24 protein-coding genes are annotated in these 21,675 nt (G+C 45.5%); 9 read left to right on the forward strand and 15 right to left on the reverse strand.

Going from position 1 to position 21,675, the window contains the following annotated elements; all coding sequences use genetic code 11:
- Positions 1-204 precede the first annotated feature (204 nt).
- Positions 205-2,868, forward strand: a complete 2,664-nt coding sequence (locus R7F64_RS09660; protein WP_318071659.1) for a DUF2339 domain-containing protein — start codon at positions 205-207, stop codon at positions 2,866-2,868.
- Positions 2,869-2,956: 88 nt separating this feature from the next.
- Here R7F64_RS09660 and R7F64_RS09665 read toward each other — a convergent pair whose 3' ends face one another.
- Genes R7F64_RS09665 through flgB form a run of 12 tightly spaced genes read right to left on the reverse strand, consistent with a single transcriptional unit; the run spans position 2,957 to position 12,947 of the window.
- Complete coding sequence (locus R7F64_RS09665; RefSeq protein WP_042523339.1) at positions 2,957-3,997, reverse strand: flagellin; 1,041 nt, start codon at positions 3,995-3,997, stop codon at positions 2,957-2,959.
- 18 nt (positions 3,998-4,015) lie between these two features.
- On the reverse strand, positions 4,016-4,915 hold the full coding sequence (gene flgL, locus R7F64_RS09670) for a flagellar hook-associated protein FlgL (RefSeq protein ID WP_005373998.1): 900 nt from the start codon (positions 4,913-4,915) through the stop codon (positions 4,016-4,018).
- A 13-nt stretch (positions 4,916-4,928) separates the two neighbouring features.
- Positions 4,929-6,302, reverse strand: coding sequence for a flagellar hook-associated protein FlgK (gene flgK / locus R7F64_RS09675; protein ID WP_005374000.1), 1,374 nt, complete (start codon positions 6,300-6,302; stop codon positions 4,929-4,931).
- The gene (locus tag R7F64_RS09680; RefSeq protein WP_005374002.1) at positions 6,303-6,851 is read right to left on the reverse strand and encodes a rod-binding protein; all 549 of its coding nucleotides are present in this window, start codon (positions 6,849-6,851) and stop codon (positions 6,303-6,305) included.
- 10 nt (positions 6,852-6,861) lie between these two features.
- A complete protein-coding gene (locus tag R7F64_RS09685) occupies positions 6,862-7,998 on the reverse strand; it encodes a flagellar basal body P-ring protein FlgI (RefSeq protein ID WP_086026720.1) in 1,137 nt (378 codons plus the stop codon).
- Positions 7,983-8,654, reverse strand: coding sequence for a flagellar basal body L-ring protein FlgH (gene flgH, locus R7F64_RS09690; protein ID WP_213972258.1), 672 nt, complete (start codon positions 8,652-8,654; stop codon positions 7,983-7,985). Before flgH ends, R7F64_RS09685 begins: the two co-directional genes overlap by 16 nt.
- Positions 8,655-8,686: 32 nt before the next feature.
- The gene (gene flgG / locus R7F64_RS09695; RefSeq protein WP_005374008.1) at positions 8,687-9,472 is read right to left on the reverse strand and encodes a flagellar basal-body rod protein FlgG; all 786 of its coding nucleotides are present in this window, start codon (positions 9,470-9,472) and stop codon (positions 8,687-8,689) included.
- Between the two features lie 24 nt (positions 9,473-9,496).
- The gene (flgF, locus tag R7F64_RS09700) at positions 9,497-10,228 is read right to left on the reverse strand and encodes a flagellar basal-body rod protein FlgF (RefSeq protein ID WP_005374009.1); all 732 of its coding nucleotides are present in this window, start codon (positions 10,226-10,228) and stop codon (positions 9,497-9,499) included.
- Between the two features lie 12 nt (positions 10,229-10,240).
- Entirely contained in the window at positions 10,241-11,437 is a 1,197-nt protein-coding gene (gene flgE / locus R7F64_RS09705; protein WP_017635110.1) for a flagellar hook protein FlgE, read from the reverse strand.
- Between the two features lie 27 nt (positions 11,438-11,464).
- Entirely contained in the window at positions 11,465-12,148 is a 684-nt protein-coding gene (gene flgD / locus R7F64_RS09710) for a flagellar hook assembly protein FlgD (RefSeq protein ID WP_005384410.1), read from the reverse strand.
- On the reverse strand, positions 12,148-12,582 hold the full coding sequence (gene flgC, locus R7F64_RS09715) for a flagellar basal body rod protein FlgC (protein ID WP_005374012.1): 435 nt from the start codon (positions 12,580-12,582) through the stop codon (positions 12,148-12,150). The genes flgD and flgC overlap by 1 nt, the downstream gene beginning before the upstream one ends.
- A 2-nt stretch (positions 12,583-12,584) precedes the next feature.
- Positions 12,585-12,947, reverse strand: coding sequence for a flagellar basal body rod protein FlgB (gene flgB, locus R7F64_RS09720; protein ID WP_005374013.1), 363 nt, complete (start codon positions 12,945-12,947; stop codon positions 12,585-12,587).
- Between the two features lie 77 nt (positions 12,948-13,024).
- Between flgB and flgA the strand changes: the two genes are divergently transcribed.
- From flgA to R7F64_RS09740, 4 genes are all read left to right on the forward strand, one after another.
- Positions 13,025-13,822 carry a flagellar basal body P-ring formation chaperone FlgA gene (gene flgA / locus R7F64_RS09725; protein WP_005384406.1) on the forward strand — a complete coding sequence of 266 codons (798 nt, stop codon included), beginning with the start codon at positions 13,025-13,027 and terminating at the stop codon, positions 13,820-13,822.
- A gap of 136 nt (positions 13,823-13,958) precedes the next feature.
- Complete coding sequence (gene flgM / locus R7F64_RS09730; RefSeq protein ID WP_017635108.1) at positions 13,959-14,240, forward strand: flagellar biosynthesis anti-sigma factor FlgM; 282 nt, start codon at positions 13,959-13,961, stop codon at positions 14,238-14,240.
- Between the two features lie 20 nt (positions 14,241-14,260).
- On the forward strand, positions 14,261-14,698 hold the full coding sequence (flgN, locus tag R7F64_RS09735; protein WP_005374018.1) for a flagellar export chaperone FlgN: 438 nt from the start codon (positions 14,261-14,263) through the stop codon (positions 14,696-14,698).
- The gene (locus tag R7F64_RS09740) at positions 14,679-15,425 is read left to right on the forward strand and encodes a lytic transglycosylase domain-containing protein (RefSeq protein ID WP_025768021.1); all 747 of its coding nucleotides are present in this window, start codon (positions 14,679-14,681) and stop codon (positions 15,423-15,425) included. The genes flgN and R7F64_RS09740 overlap by 20 nt, the downstream gene beginning before the upstream one ends.
- A gap of 435 nt (positions 15,426-15,860) precedes the next feature.
- On the opposite strand, the gene R7F64_RS09745 is transcribed toward R7F64_RS09740, so the two are convergent.
- Complete coding sequence (locus R7F64_RS09745; protein ID WP_017635106.1) at positions 15,861-16,379, reverse strand: NUDIX hydrolase; 519 nt, start codon at positions 16,377-16,379, stop codon at positions 15,861-15,863.
- A 277-nt stretch (positions 16,380-16,656) separates the two neighbouring features.
- Here R7F64_RS09745 and R7F64_RS09750 point away from each other — a divergent pair, with 277 nt between their 5' ends.
- Both R7F64_RS09750 and R7F64_RS09755 read left to right on the forward strand, forming a co-directional pair.
- Positions 16,657-16,923 (forward strand): DUF333 domain-containing protein, encoded by a 267-nt coding sequence (locus R7F64_RS09750; RefSeq protein ID WP_005374023.1) that lies wholly within the window; start codon positions 16,657-16,659, stop codon positions 16,921-16,923.
- A 249-nt stretch (positions 16,924-17,172) separates the two neighbouring features.
- Complete coding sequence (locus R7F64_RS09755; RefSeq protein ID WP_005374025.1) at positions 17,173-17,829, forward strand: hypothetical protein; 657 nt, start codon at positions 17,173-17,175, stop codon at positions 17,827-17,829.
- On the opposite strand, the gene R7F64_RS09760 is transcribed toward R7F64_RS09755, so the two are convergent.
- Positions 17,819-18,661: a YdcF family protein gene (locus R7F64_RS09760; RefSeq protein ID WP_161440985.1), complete on the reverse strand. Its 843-nt coding sequence runs from the start codon at positions 18,659-18,661 to the stop codon at positions 17,819-17,821. The genes R7F64_RS09755 and R7F64_RS09760 overlap by 11 nt on opposite strands.
- A 131-nt stretch (positions 18,662-18,792) precedes the next feature.
- Here R7F64_RS09760 and R7F64_RS09765 point away from each other — a divergent pair, with 131 nt between their 5' ends.
- Positions 18,793-20,163 (forward strand): L-serine ammonia-lyase, encoded by a 1,371-nt coding sequence (locus R7F64_RS09765; protein ID WP_053349354.1) that lies wholly within the window; start codon positions 18,793-18,795, stop codon positions 20,161-20,163.
- A gap of 121 nt (positions 20,164-20,284) precedes the next feature.
- Here R7F64_RS09765 and R7F64_RS09770 read toward each other — a convergent pair whose 3' ends face one another.
- On the reverse strand, positions 20,285-20,521 hold the full coding sequence (locus R7F64_RS09770) for a hypothetical protein (RefSeq protein ID WP_005374030.1): 237 nt from the start codon (positions 20,519-20,521) through the stop codon (positions 20,285-20,287).
- A 248-nt stretch (positions 20,522-20,769) separates the two neighbouring features.
- Here R7F64_RS09770 and R7F64_RS09775 point away from each other — a divergent pair, with 248 nt between their 5' ends.
- Positions 20,770-21,645, forward strand: a complete 876-nt coding sequence (locus R7F64_RS09775; protein ID WP_318071640.1) for a LysR family transcriptional regulator — start codon at positions 20,770-20,772, stop codon at positions 21,643-21,645.
- Positions 21,646-21,675: the final 30 nt, after the last annotated feature.

Raw genomic sequence — 21,675 nt, forward strand, 5'->3', positions numbered from 1 at the left:
AGTGTGCGACTTTGTCGAATTCATCATTACGCATTGAGTTTCATTATGTAGAATGATTTCTGAAGAAAGCGCGGAACCTAGCACTATATGAGGCTAAGGCATAGAGCATGAACTAAGCTTTAGCGTAAGTGCTCAAAGTTAAGAATCGTGGGTCACGCGACGTACGCAAGGAGAAATGGATTGTACGTAATACTAGCACTGTTCATGGCGTGTCTCACCATCCTCATCGGAGTGAAAGCCGCCAACCGAGCTGCACTTTTAGAAAAAGAACTAACCAAACTTCGTGAGGAAGTCACATCACTACGAGCCAGTGTCCATGGGGGCTCAAACCCACAAGCGCACCAACAATCCAGCATCGAAAAAGACACACCATCTGTAGCGACGTCACCTCACATAGAATCACCACAGAAAAATGTCTCACCCTCTGGGGAACATGATCCAGCTGCCAACCTAGACTTGGACCAGAGCGCTGCGAATCAAGGGTACGCCCAGACAAGAGAAGTGCAACTGGATGTTTTTAGTCAAGAAAATGAGTCATTCCTTCAGAGTAAAGTTCAGAGCCTGCTTAGCAACATTCAAGAAAATTGGTTGGTTTGGGTAGGCGCATTGGCCATGCTGATCGGTGGAGGTTATCTCGTACAGGTGATTGGTAGTCACATCCAGTTTTCGCCATTTATGCGAGTGTCCTTTGCCTTTGTGATCTCATTACTTATGGTGCTTGTTGGCGAGTGGTTTCACCGTAAAGAACAACAGAATCCGCAACGGGCAGCACGAGCCCAAGGCTTTACGTATGTTCCTGCTGCTGTTACCGGTACGGGATTAACGGGCATTTACTGCACCGTCATTTTTGCCTTTGTGGTTTATCAAATGCTAACGCCGAGTATCTCGTTGATCATCTTGGCTTCAGCGGCATTTTTCAGTTTAGCATTATCATTGCGACAAGGGCCGTTAATGGCCGTGCTTGGCTTAATTGGTGGCTACACAGCACCACTGTGGATTGGGGGTAATGAACCCAACTACTTTTTGTTAGCCGGATACATCTGCGCAATTTCGTTCGCGGCGACCTTATTGATGCAAAAAGTGCGTAGGTCATGGATTACGCCAAGTATCGCGATTCCACATGTCATTTGGATGTTGCTGTTGATTGAGAGTACACCAACAGAACTGTTGTTCTCGTGGCTCGCGATTTATCTCTCCATCACTTTGTATCTCATTTTCGCGGTTCCGAGAATGGGTTGGATGCTCAATCCTCGCTTTCGTCACTATCAAAGCAAGTGGACAAACTCGCCGACCGCTACCGCTCTCGCAACTGCTTTATTGACCTTTTCTGCCGTCACCAGAATGCCGGATCTGAACACTCTACAAATGGCGTACTGTTATACGCTGCTTGTTGCGATCATCTGGCTACCAGCACTTCGTACAGGCTGGTCATTACGTGTATTTTTGCCATCCATTCTCGTCTCAGCAACCGCGCTGATTGTTCTTACCATCGCTTTTAATGCGCTGTATATGTTAGAGCGAGAAGCTAGCATCCTATTCGCATTGGCGGTGAGTATTGCGCTGATCTGCTATCGAACATATTGCCAATCACTTAGTGACCGTTCGCAACTCAGTGGGCTGCTTCTGCTGGTACTGGCTCCCGCGATGAGCTTAATTACGTTGTTTTATATTGACGAATTTATGCAAGGCTACCTGTGGTATTGGACTGCATTCTGCGCATTGATGGCCACTTACTACGTTGTGCTTGGTCAGCGTGCACGTTCGTTGGCATTAGAATGCTCTGCCGTTATGCATGCTTTAATCGTAGGTATCGCTTTTGTTTGGTTGAGTGATACTTGGTTAACAACAGCAATCTCAATACAAGTTGCGATAATGGCCTTACAGGCTCAAGTCGGGTTATTTCGACCTGCGAGTTGGGCGATTAAAGTGGCAATGGGAATACTGGTTATCCGACTCACGCTGCTACCTTTCATACCCGAATGGCAACCGGTAGAAGCTGGGCATTGGGCTTGGGTTCTGGTGAGTTATCTGCCTTCTCTCTTCATCTTGTCTTATGCTCGTTCAACACTAAAACAAGTGGACCGAGAACTGACCAACTGGTTTGAAGGGGCGTTTTTACATGTATTCTTAATGGCATTGTTCACCCAAACTAACTACTGGTTAACGGGGCAATATGGTTACTTGGGGAACATCGACTTCACAAGTGCGGCAGTCTTTGCCAATCAAGCATTAGTTATGGGTTTGGTATACAGCTACCGCAGCCAATTTGCGCAACGCTTAAGCCGTATCTACGAAATCTATAGTTACTTGCTTTGGTGCGCGTTCGCTATATTGATTATTTTGCTTAATACGGCAGAATCGCCGTTGGTGACTGATAACGTCTCGGCACAAGCACTTCCCATCTTTAACATGCTGAGTATCGGCTGGCTGTTACCAGCTTGCATCCTGCTTATCGCAACCTTTAAACGCTGGAATACGTTGCAAGTTCATCGATTTGCGATTGCTAGTCTAGGCTTTTTACTTGCAGCCATTTGGTTGGGGATGTCTATCCGTCAATTCTGGCAAACCACATCGATGATGCTGTATCAGCCAACCAGCATGGCAGAGTTGTTCAGTTATTCAGTGGCTGGCTTGCTCGTAGGTGGATTGCTGACTTGGCGCGGCGTGACCCAACAGGGGCTGATGATGCAGCGTGTCGGTCTAGTGGTCCTTGCCGGTGTCGCACTGAAAGTATTCTTATGGGATGTGAGCTCTCTGGATGGGTTCTGGCGAGCAATAAGCTTCTTAGGCTTAGGTGCATCTTTGATAGCACTTGGATGGCTATTCCAGAAATTGAATCGTTCGGTGGCAAAAGCACTCGAGCCCTAGACGAGTCAAAGAGAGATTCCCGACAGTGCGCTGTTTTCGTTATTGGGGGACGATAACAGTGTAAAGCCGGGAATCATTGGAGTGTTCGTTACTTCAGTAAAGCGACCACGGTATGACGACGCACGTTTGCTTGCGCATTCAATGCCTGAAAAGTCGAAGTAAACTCGCCAGACTTTTGCATGAATCCATCCAGTTTTGCATTCACCTCATTGACTGAAAGCTGTGCGGTTTTGGTTTGGATAGAACGCATTTGAGTATTCAGTTCACCATGAAAAGCTTTCGCCTCCTGCAAGCTCGTTTGAACTTGTTTCAGATGCTGATTTACTTTGGCAATCGTCTGCTTGATGCCGTCGCGTGAGCCTAAATCAAACCCGAGCTCCGCAATACCATCTGGCTCAGACTTTAAGTTCAAAACGTTAGGCTGCCCCGCAGGGAATCGGTGCCCTTCCCCCGTTACCATCACCTTTTGCTGCATTTGTTGATAAGCGTTGTCTCTGGCTTCAAATAAAATGCTGCCATCATCGGCTAATGAGGCTCGCATTCCTAACGCAATCAAGCTGCGATCCAGCATTTTGACCGTTCGCTCACCGTCTGATTGTCCATCAAACTGAATCATCACCGCTTGACCTTGAGGAAAATCCAAACGGATTTGCTCGGCCTTGTCGCTTAAGCGATGAACATTCAAACCTGGAATAGAAAAGCGACGAATGTCCGCTTTATCCAGTTTTAAGTGCAGTTCGTTATTTAGGACTTTCTGGCCATCGAAACGTGCTTGCTCAACGACTTTTTGGATGGTGGCTTTAGAGCGAACCAATGTATCCTGCAAACTAGGAACATTTTGTACGCCTTGATTCACAGCTTGCGTCAAACCACGTTTAATTTGCGTGAGCTCTTTGCCAATCACCTGCAGCGATTTGGACGCGATCTGAACCGCCGTGGCTTGCTGCTGACCCTGCGTAAGCTGAATACCAGATACAGAGTAGGCTGACGCAGTGTCAGCCTGAATTTGCGCCGGGCGCGGTTTAATTGCCGTACTTGAGTCTGCAGAACGGGTCGGCATGATAGAGGCTTGTTCTTGTCCACCTAAGCGTATGCTATGGGGTCTAACCTCTACTGTACTCATTACCATAAAAAGAACTTCCTAACCTTATAAACGGTCAAACAGCGACAAACCATCGATCTTCACATAGCTTGCTTGCGTTGCTTGCAAAGCGGCCATGTAATTACTCAATCGTACCGACGCTTCACCATAGTCCAGAGCAGAGAGGTCTCCAGATACTTTGTCAACGAACAGCTTGTTTTCACTGTGCGCGCCACCAACAAGATCTAAGTTGTTGTGTCGACCACCAATCTCAGTCATGGTCCCTAGTACGTTTGAAAAAGTATCGTCGATAGCGCTGATACTCGCCTCAACTTCAGCTCTGAAGTTGGCGGTAGGGCTCTCAAACTCTTTGATCAGCGCATCAATTTGGTTAAGCACGTTATGGCCTCCCCCAAGGTCCAATATTTCTTTTGCAGTCATATTGGAATCCATCGTGACACCTTTAGCAATTGTTACTACGCGCTTGTCACTATTACCTTCAATTACGTAGCTGCCGCTCGCTTTACTTACAGCCGCAGTATCCGTTTTAGTACCAGAGAAAAGGTAGTGCCCTTCTTCATCCTGCGCGTTAAAAGACGACTCAATAGAGTCACGGTAACTCTTAAGCTCTGTAATCATACCGCCACGACTTTCGTCAGTAAGAGAGCCGTTCGCACCCCAAAGCGCGATGTCTCGCATGCTTTTTAAGCTTTCTTTGATCGAATCTAAATGGGTTTCTTGACTCGATAGCGTCGTTTTTACGTTTTCAATGTTGTTTTTGTACTGAGCAATCGCACTGGTTTCTCGGTCTAAGTTAAGCAACTTGATCGAAGCCATTGGATCGTCAGACAGCTTGGTCAAGCGCTTGCCAGTAGACATCTGTTGCAGAGCTTCGCCTAATCCCGCGCTATTGCTCTGCAAGCTGTGCAACATCATTTGACTAAATTGATTGTCACTAATTCGCATCTAAACTTTCCTCTTAGAATAACTGCAGAATAGAATCGAGCAGTTGATTTGCTGTGCTGATCACTTTCATGTTGGCATTGTGCGCATTAGCAAACATCATTAGGTTAGCCGCTTCTTCATCGCTGTTTACGGAACTAACATTATCGCGAGCTGCGTGCGCTTGCTTGTTCATGGCTAACTTCGCTTGATAATCAGCATTAGCTTGGCGTGCTTTAATTGCGGTTTGACCCACCATTGAACTAAAGGCATCGTTCAAGCTTACTGAGCCGTAACCTGATACCGCCACTGGCTTGTTGCTTAACTCGATCAATGATTGCAACGCATCTGCGTTACCAGGTGTTCCATCACTTGAGAACGCAAGCTCATCTGGAGTTAGCTTGGTAATATCCAAACTGGCTGCAGGGTTTGCTGGGTCATAGCTGAACAAAGGTTTACCTGGGTTGCCATTTAAGTCTTTGCCAGTCGCAAGCACGGCGTTGTATTCATCCGCGAGAGCTTTCGCCATGTCATTCAGAGCCAGTTGGTTTGGTTTCAACACTTCGGTTTGATAGTCATTAATCGCACCTAATTTGCCACCAAGCGAGTCACCAATCGCAAAGCTTTGATTCGAGAACGTGACGTGTAAGTCCGCCAAGTAAGGATCACTCGGGTCAGGAATGGCTTCCAGTTTGCCATGGTCCGTACCCATCACAAGCGGTTGACCAGAGGTTAGTGTGACCTGAACACTGCCGTCATGCTGCTGTGTTGTTTTGATTTCAATGGTTTGAGATAACTCACCGATTAACCTATCTCGTTCATCCATTAACTGTGATGGGTTACCACCTGTACCTTGCATCTCTACCAGTTGCTTGTTCACCTTCGCGATATTTTCCATAAGGCTATTCGCGTGGTTAAGCGCTGCATTACGTTGGTCGCTCATGTCTTTATGTTGATTGTATAAAGACTCGGTAAGCGTATTAAAACGGCGGGCCAAAGCTTCAGATTCGTTAATGATCTGCTGGCGGTAGGGTATGGATTCTGGCTTAACGGTCGCATCGTTAAGCGCGGCGTTTAGTGAGTCCAAGCCAGCCGATATACTGAAACCATCGGCACCAAGCGTATTCTCCAGCTGACTCATGTTACTGGTGTATCCAGATGCGTATGCCGCCATACTGTTAGTCGACCACGTTTGCTTAATCAGAAATTGATCAGTAACGCGGCGAATGCTAGTGACTTCTACCCCTAAACCTGGACTTAAGCGATTGGCTTTACCATCATCGACAGACGCCATCAACGCTTGTTGACGACTGTAACCCACGGTATTCACGTTTGCCACGTTTTGCGCGGTTACGTCTAGGGCCACACGGTTCGCGCCTAAACCTGAAAGGGCAATATTAACTAGGTTCATTTACAGCTCCATTTTTCTGATCAACGGCTGAGAAAACGCGGTAGTCATACCGGCCTCACCGAATACCTGTTTAACAGAGGCGACGGCTTGAGAAGCGGTATTAAATAGGCTTGAATTCTTCTCCACCTCTTTAGAATCTACTTGTGAGATAGATTCAGAATTCGAAGCTTTACCATCGTTAGCGGATGAGATGTTGCGCGCAGCATCGAAAGCAACCTCACGCATAGACGGGCTCAGCTGCTGGATGAGCATATTGGCAATGCCTGAGCTCTGTTTCTTTGCTAGTTCCATCGCCAGCTGACCGTCATACATATCACGGAATACCCCTTGTTGCTGACTGGCGAACGGGCTGTCTTTATCAGCAAGAGCATCACTACTGCTGCGCATTTGGCGTAACACCATTTGTAGGAACATTGCCTCAAATTGACCTGCGACGACTTCAAGTGCGCCTTCTTGATCACGACTATGCTTGATGTTAGCCAATGCACTATTGTCGTGATAAAGCATCGAATTTAACTGAGTTTGTTCATTGGTACTGTCTAGCTTCATCCTTAACTCCTTATATCACGACCAATTCAGCGTTCAATGCACCAGCTTCACTCAAAGCTTGCAGGATAGACATCAAGTCTGTAGGCGTGGCACCTAAACTATTTACCGCATTAACTATGGTGTTAAGTTCCGTGCCTGGAGGCCAAATCACCATCTGAGCGAGATCTTCATTCACATCAAGGTCCGTTTGGTTAACGACTTTCGTATCGCCATTTGCAAACGCATTAGGCTGACTAACTTGTTGTGATTCAGAAATTCGCACGGTCAAGTTACCGTGACTTACTGCTGCTTCACTCACTTTGACACTCTTACCGATCACTACGGTGCCAGTGCGAGAGTTAAAGACAATACGAGCAGGTTTACGGCCTTCAACGACGCTCATTTCTTCAAGCATCGACATCATGACGACACGCTGCTGTGTATCTTTTGGTGCACGCATATCAATGCGCGCTTTATTGATCGCAACTGCAACGTTAGGCCCAAAAGTGTTGTTAATTTCACGCGCAATATTTTTTGCTGTAGTGAAGCTAGGCTTGCGCAGGTTTAGGGTGATTTCATCACGTTGGTTGAAATCGGTTTTGATTTCTCTCTCTAAAGTCGCACCATTCGGAACGCGACCCGCCGTTGGTGTGTTTACTTCTACTTTGGAGCCACTTCGCCCCTCTGCAGATAAGCCGCCCACAACCACGTTACCTTGCGCAATCGCGTACACTTCGCCATCAATACCACGTAAAGGCGTTAGCAATAACGTACCACCGCGAAGGCTCTTTGCATCACCGATTGAAGACACAACCACATCCAACGTTTGTCCTGGGCCTGCCATTGGGTCAACGGACGCTGTCACACTCACAGAAGCCACATTTCGTAGCTTAGGGTTCATACTGTCATCAATTTGAACCCCAAACTGACGTAGCATGTTGGTAATAGATTGAGAGGTAAATTTCACTTGGTTTCGGTCACCTTGGCCGGCTAAGCCAACTACCAAACCATAACCAACCAGTTGGTTTTCTCGAATGCCGCGAACATCGACCAAGTCCATGATCGGAATTTCCGCTTCAGCACGTGAAGTGCCTGGTAGTCCCAAGGTCAACACCAATAGGAGAGACATAAAGAAAGATTGCATTGTCTTCATTAGAAAGGTACCCATGGGCTGTTGAAGAACTGAGTTAGCCACCCGGCTGCGTTGCTGTCAGCTAGCGCTCCGCGACCTGCGTAGGTAATTCTTGCATCAGCAATTCGTTGAGAAGAAACTTGGTTACTGCGGTTAATATCATCCACACGGACGATACCGGTTAGACGAATAAACTCGTCGCCTTGATTCAGACGAAGCCATTTTTCACCGCTGATACGCAATACGCCATTAGGTAATACTTCGTGTACCGTTACCGTAATGGCACCTTGAAGCTTGTTGCCTTGTGAACTTGATGCACTGCCATCGAAGTTACGTTTGCCATCCACGCTAACCCCTAACTCATCGATAGTTTTCGTGCCTATGGTCGGAGCCACAAAGTTAATTGCTGAACTTTTACCGAACTTAGTACCCGCATTTTTACTCGATGAGGTTTCTTCTGATAATTGAATCGTTAATACATCGCCAACTCGGTAAGCACGACGATCCTGAAACAGGGTCATCGTGTATTGGTGACGATAAAGGCTACCAGATTGGGTTTCCGGCAGCGTGTAATCGAGCGTTGGTGGTGCATATTCCTCAGCATTCGGCTCAGGCGGAATAAATTCCTGACGGCCAGCACATCCCACCAGCAACACGGCGGCTACTGCCCAACTCTTAGAAAGCCATTTCATTGCTTTTTCCTTCATCATCACCAATTTCATACTTACATTGATTGCGAAACAAACTTCAGCATGTCATCTGCAGCAGAGACCACTTTCGCATTCATCTCATACGCACGTTGAGTGGTGATCATGTCGACCATCTCTTCTACTACTTGTACGTTTGACCCTTCCAGTGCACCTTGCTTGATAATGCCGGCACCATCAGCTCCTGCAATCAGCTCATCAGCTGGACCGCTGGCTTCCGTTTCACGGAATAAGTTGCCACCCATGGCCTCTAAGCCTGCTGGATTGATGAATTTTGCAAGTGTAATTTGACCAAGCTGCTGAGGTGTTGGATCGTCTGCTGTTGTTGTAGTCACGGTGCCATCAACACCCACAGAGAAAGAGACCGCATTGTCTGGGATCTGGATTTGAGGCTCTAAAGGCAGGCCCTGACTGTTCACCATTAAGCCTTCTGAGTTTCTATGGAACTGACCATTACGTGTATACATGATCTGTCCGTCCGAGTTTTCTATTTGAAAGAAACCCTGACCCATTACAGCAAGATCCAACTCTTGCGTTGTGTTTTGGGTATTACCTTGAGTGAATACTTTTTGTGTGCCAACAACGCGAACACCGCTACCTAGCTGAATACCACTTGGTAGTTCGTTAACTTGGTCTACTTGAGCGCCTGGTTGACGCTGAATGCTGTAGAAAAGATCTTCAAATACAACTCGGTCACGCTTAAAGCCAACCGTGTTTACGTTTGCTAGGTTGTTAGAAATGGCAGTCATCTTCGTGTCTTGCGCTGCCATGCCTGTTTTACTTACCCATAATGCTGAATGCATTTTTTACTCCTTGCGGGGCGAGACTTAGCTCGCCGCCATTAATTTGTTACCAGCTTTTGCTAAAGTTTCCGCCGTTTTCATCATGCGAACTTGCATTTCAAAGTTGCGCGTCAGCGACATCACACTAACCAATTCATCAATAGCAGATACGTTACTGCCCTCAATGTGCTCAGGAGAGAGTTGCACGGTTTCATCTGCCGCGAATGGCACGCCATCTACGCTGTGCAGCAAGCTATCGCTCTCTTTTTGCAGTTGATTAATTTCCGGTTTAACCAACTTCAAAGTGCCTGCCACAATTTCTGCGCCGCCACCTGGTGGGATCACTGAGACTTGACCACGCTCGCTGATTTCAATCTTTTGATAATCCGGCACAACCAAAGGACCATTGTCACCGAGGACAGGGAACCCATTGATTGTTAGAGCGCCAAAAGTATCGACCTGAATATTGCCTGCACGGGTGTAAGCTTCGTTACCCGCTGGGGTTTCTACAGAGAGATACCCCTCACCCATAACCGCAACGTCCAACGGACGTCCTGTTTTCACAATATCGCCAGCGTCGAAACGTGTTGAGGCAGAGTTGGTCACAACCATAGTGCGGCCATCAAAACCTGGGCCTTGCATCTCTACACTACGCACACGCTCCATATCCGCTCGAAAACCCGCAGTATCAGCATTTGATAAGTTGTTTGAACGAACGTGCTGCGCTTTAAGAACTCGGCTGGCACCCGACGTTGCCGTAAATAACAAACTATCCATGCAAAACTCCCATTACACCGCGTTAAACAAAGCTTGAGTAAGCTTGTCGCTGGTAGAAATTGTCTTTGCGTTTGCTTGGTAGTTGCGTTGTGCAGTCATTAGAGCAACAAGCTCGCTGGTTAAGTCAACGTTAGAACCTTCTAATGCACCCGGAGTTAGGTCACCCATCGTACCTGACCCCGGAACACCCATAATTGGAGCACCTGAGCTAAAGCTTTGAGTCCATGATGTTCCACTCACTTTCGCTAAGCCTTGTGTGTTTGCAAAATCAGCAAGAACAACCTGACCTTGTAGCTGTGATTGGCCGTTAGTGTAAGTCGCGTAAACCATGCCGTTACCTTCAACGCGTACACCTGCAAGTTCACCTGATGTGTAACCGTTAGGGCTATTAGTACTTACGCCAAAAGCTGCACCAAATTGCGTGCTGCCTTTCAGGTTAATGTCTACACTCATCGCGTTCGCACCTGCTGCAGGGAATGAAACATTAAACGGCGCAGTTGGTGTTGAAAGCGAGCCGTCTTTACCAAACGTTACAGGCACAGTTGCTACTGGCGTCGTACCGCCATCTACTTGAACGTTCACTTCCCACGAGTTAGAAGCAGTCTTAGTAAAGTACTGAGTTACCGTGTGCGAGTTACCCAATGAGTCGTAGACTTTTGTTGTGTAAGACGAGTTAAATGAGCTTGGATCTTTTGGATTGAATGGCGTTACGGCTTTATCAATAACAGACGCGCTTGCGTCGAAGTTCGCAACAAAATCTAAGCTGTCTGTTGCTTTAGCATTCAGTGAGGAAGTCGATACCTGAATATTACCCACAGAACCTGTCATTAGGTTGTTGTTGCTATCGACACTGTAACCTTGAAGCTTTGCACCGCTGTTAGCCGTAACAAAGTTGTTCTTATCCGTTGAGAACACACCTGAACGTGTGTACAACATTTGGCCCATATTATCTTTAGTAACAAAAAAGCCACCGCCATTAATAGCTAGGTCCATCGCACGGCCAGTTCCTGTGATACTGCCGTCTTTGTCGAAGTTCTGTGAAATTGACGCGACTTCCACACCACCAGGTTGCATGCCGTTATATACAGCGGAGAATTCTGTGCGGCCACCTTTAAAACCATACGTTGATGCGTTGGCAATGTTGTGGCTGATTGTGTTTAGCTCTGTGTTGGTCGCGTCCAGACCACTTAGTGCGATGTTAAAACTCATAAATAGACCTCTGATTTCCGTATTTGGTTAAGCACCAAACTGAGTGATTTGATAGAAAGGAACGTTGCCAACGCCATGGACATTGACTAATGCTGCGCCACCGGTATTAGGAATGCGCACTTGCTCAACAGTGCCTGCCATCAGCACATTTGGACTTGCTTGCCCTTCTTGCACTTCTACGGCCACTGAGTATTTGCCTGGTTTAAGACCAAGTTCTTCAGGATTAATTGAAAAGTCGACGTCACCTTTGCCGTGAGCACCTAGTGGCACTTTAGTTGATTGACCAAATTCATCTTTAACAACTAACGTGACTTGGTTTGAGCTATGAGCGAGTTCGATTTTTCCGTTTTGTACGTCTTCACCAAGCTGAAATTCATCCGCATTGACGTAAACCGTTTGCCCAACAAGGCCCGCTGTTGACAGCACTTGCATGTTGTCCAGTAACACCATGCTCTGTTGCATTGTCTTAGACATATTCTCGGTACTTTGTACCTGCGAGAACTGAGCCAATTGACCAACGTATTCCGTACCATCAAGGGGATTAAGTGGGTCTTGGTTTTGAATTTGAGCCACCATCAAAGAAATAAACTCATTCTCCAATGAAGAAGCACTGTTCATGTCTTTAGGGTTTGGTGAGATACCGTTGCTGTCTTTTGCTTTTGTATTTACTGGAGCGTCAGACGATAAAGGGGTGTATTGTGCAATACTCATTAGCTACCCTGCCCTAATCTAAGCAGACCTTGCTGCATACTTTTTACATTGGCTAATACTTCAACATTCGTTTCGAAGCTGCGTGTTGCGGACATCATGTCTGCCATTTCAGCAACTACATCAATATCTGGGTAAAACACATAGCCTTCATCATTAGCCAGTGGGTTGTTCGGCTCAAAACGCTTCTCTGCATCTCCAGCATTTTTAACAACGTCAACAATGCGAACTTCTGCATTGGGATAAGCTCCATTTTCTGTTGTCATTTGCGTTTTTTGGTACACAGTCGCAAATACTGGCTTAAGCGCTTTATAAGCATCTTCTGGATTTGCAGATACTGCATCTGCGTTTGCTAAGTTACTGGCTACCGTATTCAGACGCACAGTTTGTGCTGTCATCGCGGAACCAGTGATCGAGTAAATATCAGTGAATGACATAATTAACGTCCCTCAATCGCTTTCGCTAAGCCATTAAATTTCATGTTGAGAAACGTCAGGCTAGTTTGAAAGTCCATGTTGTTTTGCGTGAATTTTGCTTGTTCAACACCAAGCTCTACGGTGTTGCCATTTTTGCTATTCTGGTAAGGCACCGAGTATTGGGCCTGAACCTGGAACTTTGGCACCGGTTTGTTCACACCACCTGCCGTTACTTGGTTCATTACGGTGGTGAAACTTAGGTCTTTCGCCAAATACCCAGGGGTGTCAACATTTGCTAGGTTACTGGCGAGGACTTTGGTACGCTGAACGCGAAAATTAAGTGCCTCTGGATGTACTCCTAAAGCATTTTCAAATGTGATCGCCATGCATCTTCCTTACAGTTGGCTCGAATACGCCAACATACAAACAAGATACGTGCCATAAAAAATAGCCATATATATCAATGATTTACAAACAAGGATGGAAGCCAAACTTCCGGTTCTCGGAAAGCATTAAAAACAAGAGGAAAGTGTCTACTTCCTCAACAATAATGCTGACGTTACTCGCTTTGACATCAGAACAAGCATTCGCCAACACCAATGACAAAACCCTCAGCGTTGAAGAGATAAGGTCCGTTGTAGCAACGGATTTCGAACAAGAGGTGGATCGCGTAGCGCTCTCCAATCAGTGGGGGAAGTACAAACTGGACTTCGACATGTGGGTGCCCGGTTCAGCCAATCACTTGCCAGAATGTGAATCGCCTTTAGTTATCACAGGTCGTGACAACAACACGTTGCCAGTCGGTAACCTCAAGCGCTCAGTCAGCTGCGACAATATCGCATCACCATGGCGAATTAACGTTACGATAAAGTCTTCGCTGACTCTGCCTGTTTTGGTCGCGACAACCACGGTTGGCCGAAATGAAGTCGTAACGGCTAAACACATAAAGCTTGAAACCCGAACCATCTCTCGCCAAGACGATTTTTATACTCGCCCCGAGCAAGCAGTAGGCTTAGAAACCTCTCGTCGTTTGAGGGCTGGACAAGTGGTTAATCCATCCAATTTGTCGGCCCCACCTCTAATCGAGAAAGGCAATGAAGTCATAGTCATTGCGAGCAAAAATGGATTTAGTGCCAGCACAAAAGGAGTCGCCTTAGAAGATGGAGCGAAAGGGCAACAAATTGACGTGGAAAACCCAAGTTCGGGCAAGGTCATAAGAGCAGTCGTAACTGGATTAAACCAGGTTCATACTCAATTTTGATTTTTTGACTCGGGGTAACATTTTTTAATTTTGGCTCTCGTCAGTAACACTGAACTTCGAGTACAAAAAAAATATTTAATGTTTATCACATTCTAACCGCCTACTTAATTTAGAACATGATGATGAGGACCACAGCATGAAAATCGACAAAGTCGCGGGCGGTCATGTCCCACAAACAAAATTACAGCAAGCAAGCAAACAGCCTCTCGACGTCGTCGAACAGAGCAAAGTACACGAGCCTGCATTTCAAGCGAATACCGTAGCGATAGATCGCGCTCAAGCTGAAATGGCATCACTACCTGATGTTGATATGGAAAAAGTAGAACAAGTACGCAACGCATTAGCGCGTGGTGAACTTAGCCTAGATACAAAAGTGCTATCCAAGGCAATCATGCAGTTCCATACAGGTCACGAGTAATAAAACGCTAGGAAGACATCATGGCAAGCGCAGTATCGCAGCGAATTCAACAATTTGTTCGCTCTATATCTGAGGATATTAAGCTTTATCAACAACTGCTTCCTTTGCTTCAGCAGCAAAAGGTATTGTACTTAAAGTTTGATGGAGAGGCACTGAACGACAATGTTCAGAAACAAATGCCGATACTCAATAAACTCAGCCGCTCCGCCAATGACAGAAGCCAGTGTATGCGAGCGCTGGGGTTAGCGTGTAATGACGCCAGCGTAAAACGAATTTTCAATGCTTTGCCTGCCCAAATAGGTATGCAAGCTAGAAAACAATGGGCGCTATTGGAAACGTTGGTAAGTCAGTGCCAACAATACAATCAGAGCAATGGCCACAGCTCTGCGGCGTTCCATGAGTTGGTCAGTCAACTCAAACAACCTGTGCAACACACTTATGAAGATAAATCGTTCTAAACGATGTTCGTCTTGCCTACAGATTCAGTCGCCATCTCGGCTGAGTACTGTAGGCCTTTTTATTTTTATTGCCTTTCTGTCCTACCTTCCATTCACATGCCAGGCAAAACCAAATGCTGTCGATATTCAAACGCAGTATCAAGTATTAGCCCCATACAAGCCACAAATTGCCAAGCGTCTCGATTCATCCAAGCCGGTAATTAACCACATTTTCAAACAGCTTCAAAACCACTCATTACCAAATAGCCTAGCCTTAGTGCCAATGTTAGAATCTTCTTACAACCCCAAAGCCGTTTCTCACGCTAACGCCGCCGGACTTTGGCAGCTGATACCAGCCACAGCGAAACGATTCGGATTAACGATAAATACAAAACAAGACGATCGCTTTGACACAGAAGCCAGCACAACGGCCGCGCTCAAGTACCTGGCGTTTTTATACAACAAATTCGATCAAAATATGGCTCTCACTTTAGCTGCATACAATGCCGGAGAAGGACGTGTTGCACGTGCTATTCAGCGAGCAGGAAGTCGAGATTTCCAACAACTCACGCTGCCTAACGAGACTCGCCAATACGTCAGCCGCTTCTATGCATTGGAAAAGTTGATAGATATCGGTCAGTTACAATCCTCATCATTTCAACCTTTACTCTTGTTTGCTCCAGACACTCCTATGATTTCACAACCGCTGGTCGACTTTAGCCGACTGCCTCCGCTAGTTAATTTGTGATAAAAGCTACGACAGAGCTCAATGTCAGAGAAACGTAAAATCACAAGATCCTGTTCGGCGGATTTGAAAACTCGTGATCTCTATGCAAACGTGTGCAAAAAAGTTGAGGTAAGGTATCTCAAAGATAAGAAAGAGTAGTGGTTTACTAAAAAGCGCCCCAATTGCGCTTGGCAATTGGGTAGATATGCGTCACATTGCGTTTGCAAAAAAACATGAAAACCAATGGTCAGACCTAATAATTATTTACACACTAAATGTAAAACAGCTATTGTTTTCATAGTTCGAAACAAATCTAACATATCAAGATGACGCTTCGCTTGCGCGTCTGGAATAAGTCCGGGTTCCGGGGGGGAGTCCGGACTTTTTTATTGCTCTAAAATCTTTGCCCACAATAGAGCCAACAGAAGCTAAGTCGTAATGATGCAAACTAGCTGTTTATAGTAATTCTTTAGAAATCAACTGAAGTAAAAACGTTTCGCGCTCAATGCTCATGCCTTTTTTCGGGCTTTCTGCCATCGTTTTTTCATTGTGTGCAATTGCTTCGTGTACGTTCATCCATACCGGGCGCATTCCATTTTTAACTTCGTAATCTTCATACGCCGTTTCGCCTAGCTCACGTTCGATTTTACATGTATAACAATACGACACCATGTGCATCACGTCAGCGTCATCCTTGTACCACGGACGAAACTCCTCAAAGATTCCGAAAGGCTTAATACCATGTATATTTTGGGCGCCCGTTTCTTCCTCTAATTCACGGACTAATCCAGCAATGACATCTTCACCATCATCAATACCACCGCCTGGTAGCGTGTAGTCATGGTAACGTTCTGTATAGAGCAACAGCACATCTTCACCATCAAGTACAATGGCTCGCGCTGCATTGCGCTGAAAAACAATTTTGTCATCCAAATGCTCTATGTCTGGATGAACGGTCGATTTTAAATGTCTCATCGAAAATACCACGGTCAATGTTTTGTGCGCATATTACCGAATTTCACACTTTAAATCATTGTTGTAGGCCAGGTACGTTCGAGCGCTTGTCAGGAAGTGATTGATATGACCTTCACAACAATACGCCAAGAACAGAAGTGTGACGTGCTAATCAGCAATAAATGAGAATATCTAAATTCTTATACGTCCCTCTTACTTTTAACATCGATAAGACAATAATCTCTTAAAGTTGCCTATAATCAATACAATACTCGCCCACCCCATGCGGAGATAAAGAATGAAAAAGACAAATTTAATGATGGCTATGGCTGCAACATTGGTACTGGCTGGTTGTTCAACTTACGAGGGAGCGACCCGATCAACTGAGTATACCTCCGTTGCAAATCCCGCAGCCGTATACTGTGTTCAGCAAGGTGGTGAGCTGGATACCGTGTCGGAAAACGGCGAACGTGTCACTTACTGTGTGCTGTCGGACAATGAACGCGTCGAGCAATGGGAATACTATCGCGAGAATCACAAAGAAAATGAGGGTGACAACTACTAATTATTTTTATCGATACGTCACCTTCCCTCTATCACTTAGGAGCCTTTGGGCTCCTTTTTTATTTGATTTATCAAAGTGTTCTTACGTTGTTTTTACATACCTCTGACTTTACCGCACATCGACCCTATATCGAACAGTGTTCTATTCTTGACATTCCCCTGACATAACTTTCCACTTGGACAATAAAATTCCAAACACAGATCACACTAATTCACATTTCTTCCACATTTTCTGGGACAGGTGAGCAAGATGAAAACACAAATAGTAAAAGAAGCCGAGTCAGCCCCAAGCAACGTTGTTACTGAAAAATCAAAGCGCATTATTTATAAATCAAGCTTAAACGCCTTGATGATTGTCGCTATAAGTATTCTCGTTAACCTTAGTCTTCGTCTTGATTATGTCGTGTTGGGATCAAGCCTTGGCGAGCTTTCCGTTACAGAAACGCTCCAGCTTGTGATGCTTGCTATTGCATCATGGTCGTTTTTCAGCTTATCGAAACAACAGCCTCAGCTAAAGCATGCGGCTATTTTGATTGCAGGATTTTTTGCAGTACTGATTATTCGCGAAACGGACTATTGGACAGACATGATTCATCATGGCTCTTGGGTTTTCCCAGCACTTGCTGTCACCGCACTGGCTTGCGCCAAAGCTTACCAAGGTGGTAAAGGTACCATGAACGAAATGGCGACCATTTTAACGGTGCCACATATGAAGCTATTAGTTGGTGCTGTAATGCTATTATTAGTCTTCTCTCGTTTGTATGGTATGGGTAGTTTTTGGCAACAAGTGATGGACGAAAATTACATCCGTGATGTTAAAAATATCTCAGAAGAAGGTATAGAACTGCTTTGCTACTGTTTGATCGCATTAAGCGCCGTCCGCACAAAACGCGAGCTTAATGAATAGACTCTGGGTCAAAGCGACGGTTCAATGCCGTCAGTATCGGATGGAAGATACTTAATGCCTTTTCCGCAGCACCTACAGATTCATCCAAGGCCGTCATTTCGACGGCCTTTTTCATTTCTTCAATATGTTGCAAAGCCTCTTTATCGAGCGGTAAAGAGAGCAATTTGTGAATAGTATCTCTTGCGATCATAAGTGGCTTTTTTCGGACAATTGATAAATCTCGGAAAAATACGCCATGCTTGACCCCTTCTAAATAAACTCGGTAGGTTGTGAGTTCATCGAGTAGCAAGAATGTCTCCGCCATAAGCCCTTTATGTGGGTATGGCACGCTAATATGTTTGCTGATATCCAGTGGAATATTGAGGGTCACCCCCATGGATTCGCAATCGGATTTAAGTACTCGTAATAAGCCTTGCTCATCCATCAAATTCTGGATATCAATGATTCGTTCGAGGTGGTAGTCATTAGACAGCAAGATAACCTCAACCGGATGCCCCAACCATAACTCGAACAACCCACTTTTGCACAAAACTTGGGAAACATAACGCATGTTTTGAAACGTGTTCAACGACTCCGTTTCTAAGAGTATATGACGTTCAGGGAACGGATTCACAGAGTCTGCGTTTAGGGTTCTAAAATACGCGTACATCGCCTCTGCTTCAGAAACACTTTGTCCTTGCGTTACTCCGCCACAAAAAACAATCACCGTTCGCTCTATCGGTAGTGATGCAGTCCTACAAGACAAAGCTTCGACTCTGGTTATGCCCTCAGAGGTCAACCTGTTATTGACGAGGCGTTTACCTAAAACGATGACGATGTTGTCTAACTTCATTTTAAAATCTCGCGCTTAGTTGGCAGTGTTACAAAAATCTTCTTTCACTCCCGACCCACAAGCTTTAACATCTAGTTAACAACACTGTTCTAGAGACCTTTATAAAGGTTCACTGCTAAAGGAAGTCAATTATGCTGTCGATTTTCGATATATTTAAAATTGGTGTCGGGCCATCCAGCTCCCACACTAATGGTCCTATGCTTGCCGGATTCCATTTCACTCAGCTAGTTAGCGACTCTATGGCGAAAGTGCATCGGGTGCAAGTGGACCTTTATGGCTCATTGTCACTGACAGGTCGAGGGCACCATACAGACCGAGCCACGGTCCTTGGTTTGATGGGAAATAAACCTGATACCATCAGAATGAGCAGTGCCAAAAGTGCGCTACAAAATACCATAGACAATAATACGCTCATGCTCGCCGGTACACACCAGATTGAGTTTAGCTACGACCATGACATCGTCTTTCATAGCGACAACCTTCCCCTGCATGAAAATGGTATGACGATTACGGCATTAGACGCAGCTGGAGATCAAGTAGCGTTTGAAATTTATTACTCCATTGGGGGCGGATTCATCGCCACCGCCGACGAACTAGAGAACGGCACGCAACAAAATGAGGTCGCAGTACCATTTCCGTTTACATCCGCAGATGAGATGCTGGAAAAAGCCGAGACGAACGGTTTCAGCTTGGGAGGCATGATCCTCCAAAACGAACTCGCATTTCGCTCAGACGAAGAAATCAACCAAAGAGCAGAGCAAATTTGGAAAGTGATGTCGCTCTGCATGCAACGTGGCTTCGACACGGAAGGGATTTTGGAAGGTGGTCTAAATGTCACTCGTCGAGCACCAAACCTTTTGAAAAAGCTCGAAGCCAACGCTGCAGTTGAAAACGATCCGATGGAGATCATGGATTGGATCAATCTCTTCGCCTTTGCGGTTAGTGAAGAAAATGCAGCAGGAGGGCAAGTCGTCACTTCTCCAACGAATGGTGCAGCAGGGGTGATTCCGGCGGTATTGATGTACTACCATCGCTTCATCAAAGAGCTCGATGTTAAACAGCTAAAAGACTTTCTCGCAGTCGCTGGCGCTATCGGCATCTTATATAAAACTAACGCGTCAATTTCTGGTGCAGAAGTGGGGTGTCAGGGAGAAGTTGGGGTTTCTTCATCCATGGCTGCCGCTGGCTTAACAGCGCTAAGAGGGGGCAGTAACGAGCAGATTTGTATTGCTGCGGAAATTGCGATGGAGCATTCATTGGGTATGACTTGTGACCCGATTGGCGGCTTGGTTCAAGTACCTTGTATTGAAAGAAATGCCATGGGAGCAATGAAAGCGATTAATGCATCGCGTATGGCATTAAAGCGCACAAGTAAATGTTTAATTTCGTTAGATAAAGTTATCGAAACCATGTATCAGACTGGTAAAGATATGAATAAAAAATACCGTGAAACCTCTTTGGGGGGCTTAGCTGTCATTCATATGGCACCGCCATGCGAATAATGGCAAGTGGTCATTGCGCTTAGCTTCTCACCATACGCTTATCTGGTAATTGTGATCTGATGATATTACATATAGAAATGCCGCGTTCTTCGCGGCATTTTCTTAACAAGAAACTATTCGATTAATCACGTCGACCACGAAGTTCAATTTTTTGAGTTGCAGCATCCGAATGGATTGTTACACCGCCATAGGCCATTTCATTGCGACCCTTCAGCGTCAATTGAGAATCTGCACGCTCTACGTCAACCTGATTTTTCGTTGCCATCGTCATATCAATCGTGCCCGTGTATGACCCATCGCCAGCAAATGCTACGTTTGTTGAGCAAACCATCAAAACAAGTGCGATTAGTTTTTTCATACATCACCTCTATTATCGTTCTAACTTTCTTTCGGTGGAAAAACTGTAACAACAGAAACGCGCTCATACGAGGAAAGCCATTATTTACCAAATGGAAATCCATGCTAATAAACTGGTGTAACCAAGAATAACTTATCGTTACCTTCAATAAATCAGGGATAAGGCCGCAACTTAAATTGACCGAGCGTTGTCTTTTCTTAAGAAATTCAGCGATATGATTTGTCGACAAAAGCCAAGCGAGAGAATGTATGAGCGTTAATCTGGATATTCAAAACATTTTGGTATTAAAACGGATGTATGAGCTACGTAACGTCCGGTTAGTCGCAGAATCACTCGGTAAAACGTCAGGAGCAATCAGCAAAAATCTGACAAAGATGAAAACTCAGCTCAATGATCCGCTATTCGTTCAGACCAAAAATGGCTTTGAACCAACAGCTTTTGTGGAAGCGAACATTGCGCATTTTGAGCAAATAATCAACAGTATTGATTCCATCAAACCACAGCATTTTTCACCAGCTCATTTTGACGGCTCAATCACTATTTATGCCAACACATTGTTTTGGGAGTACTTCGGTGACAAGTTTTACTTGGAGTTACTAAAGCACGCTCCAGAAGCAAAATTCTCATGTTTGCGCTGGGGTAGCGAAGCAAAAAAACGATTAATTGACGGTGAAAACGCCATTGCGATTCATTACTTTGATGAAGATCTGCCACAGTCAATTGTTCAGACCGAACTGGGGCGAGGAAAAGCGGTATTTTTTGTTCGACAAGATCATCCCGCTCAAAACTCCCAAGAGCTAGAAGAATACCCTTTTATACTTTTTAAAACGCCGGGATGGAACGACTACCGATACCCTGTGTTGGAAAGGCTCAAACATATGGGTTTTAGAACCACACCTAAAGTGGAAATTGAGCACCCAGCGATGATTCAAAAAGTGCTTCTGCAAACGAATCATTTTGGCATAACGATGAGTGGACATGTTCCTAAGGGTTGCCGAAGTATCGCGCTTCCTGCTGGGCTAGAGCTTGATGTTCGCTACGTGATGAGCTGTCGTCGCTCTCAACAGCAAGCTCCGGTAAATCAGTGGTTATTAGATATCATTAAGCATGTCGCTCAGTCCTAGACTGATGACTTGCTACTGCTAATAATAGCC

This window comes from Vibrio sp. Vb1980, from assembly GCF_033338615.1.
GTDB classification, from domain to species: domain Bacteria; phylum Pseudomonadota; class Gammaproteobacteria; order Enterobacterales; family Vibrionaceae; genus Vibrio; species Vibrio alginolyticus.

Coding starts and splice junctions, on each gene's coding strand:
- R7F64_RS09660 (WP_318071659.1), top strand. CDS start 205: ATGGCGTGTCTCACCATCCTCATCGGAGTGAAAGCCGCCAACCGAGCT.
- R7F64_RS09665 (WP_042523339.1), bottom strand. CDS start 3,997: ATGGTAATGAGTACAGTAGAGGTTAGACCCCATAGCATACGCTTAGGT.
- flgL (WP_005373998.1), bottom strand. CDS start 4,915: ATGCGAATTAGTGACAATCAATTTAGTCAAATGATGTTGCACAGCTTG.
- flgK (WP_005374000.1), bottom strand. CDS start 6,302: ATGAACCTAGTTAATATTGCCCTTTCAGGTTTAGGCGCGAACCGTGTG.
- R7F64_RS09680 (WP_005374002.1), bottom strand. CDS start 6,851: ATGAAGCTAGACAGTACCAATGAACAAACTCAGTTAAATTCGATGCTT.
- R7F64_RS09685 (WP_086026720.1), bottom strand. CDS start 7,998: ATGGGTACCTTTCTAATGAAGACAATGCAATCTTTCTTTATGTCTCTC.
- flgH (WP_213972258.1), bottom strand. CDS start 8,654: ATGAAATGGCTTTCTAAGAGTTGGGCAGTAGCCGCCGTGTTGCTGGTG.
- flgG (WP_005374008.1), bottom strand. CDS start 9,472: ATGCATTCAGCATTATGGGTAAGTAAAACAGGCATGGCAGCGCAAGAC.
- flgF (WP_005374009.1), bottom strand. CDS start 10,228: ATGGATAGTTTGTTATTTACGGCAACGTCGGGTGCCAGCCGAGTTCTT.
- flgE (WP_017635110.1), bottom strand. CDS start 11,437: ATGAGTTTTAACATCGCACTAAGTGGTCTGGACGCGACCAACACAGAG.
- flgD (WP_005384410.1), bottom strand. CDS start 12,148: ATGAGTATTGCACAATACACCCCTTTATCGTCTGACGCTCCAGTAAAT.
- flgC (WP_005374012.1), bottom strand. CDS start 12,582: ATGTCATTCACTGATATTTACTCGATCACTGGTTCCGCGATGACAGCA.
- flgB (WP_005374013.1), bottom strand. CDS start 12,947: ATGGCGATCACATTTGAAAATGCTTTAGGAGTACATCCAGAGGCACTT.
- flgA (WP_005384406.1), top strand. CDS start 13,025: ATGATTTACAAACAAGGATGGAAGCCAAACTTCCGGTTCTCGGAAAGC.
- flgM (WP_017635108.1), top strand. CDS start 13,959: ATGAAAATCGACAAAGTCGCGGGCGGTCATGTCCCACAAACAAAATTA.
- flgN (WP_005374018.1), top strand. CDS start 14,261: ATGGCAAGCGCAGTATCGCAGCGAATTCAACAATTTGTTCGCTCTATA.
- R7F64_RS09740 (WP_025768021.1), top strand. CDS start 14,679: ATGAAGATAAATCGTTCTAAACGATGTTCGTCTTGCCTACAGATTCAG.
- R7F64_RS09745 (WP_017635106.1), bottom strand. CDS start 16,379: ATGAGACATTTAAAATCGACCGTTCATCCAGACATAGAGCATTTGGAT.
- R7F64_RS09750 (WP_005374023.1), top strand. CDS start 16,657: ATGAAAAAGACAAATTTAATGATGGCTATGGCTGCAACATTGGTACTG.
- R7F64_RS09755 (WP_005374025.1), top strand. CDS start 17,173: ATGAAAACACAAATAGTAAAAGAAGCCGAGTCAGCCCCAAGCAACGTT.
- R7F64_RS09760 (WP_161440985.1), bottom strand. CDS start 18,661: ATGAAGTTAGACAACATCGTCATCGTTTTAGGTAAACGCCTCGTCAAT.
- R7F64_RS09765 (WP_053349354.1), top strand. CDS start 18,793: ATGCTGTCGATTTTCGATATATTTAAAATTGGTGTCGGGCCATCCAGC.
- R7F64_RS09770 (WP_005374030.1), bottom strand. CDS start 20,521: ATGAAAAAACTAATCGCACTTGTTTTGATGGTTTGCTCAACAAACGTA.
- R7F64_RS09775 (WP_318071640.1), top strand. CDS start 20,770: ATGAGCGTTAATCTGGATATTCAAAACATTTTGGTATTAAAACGGATG.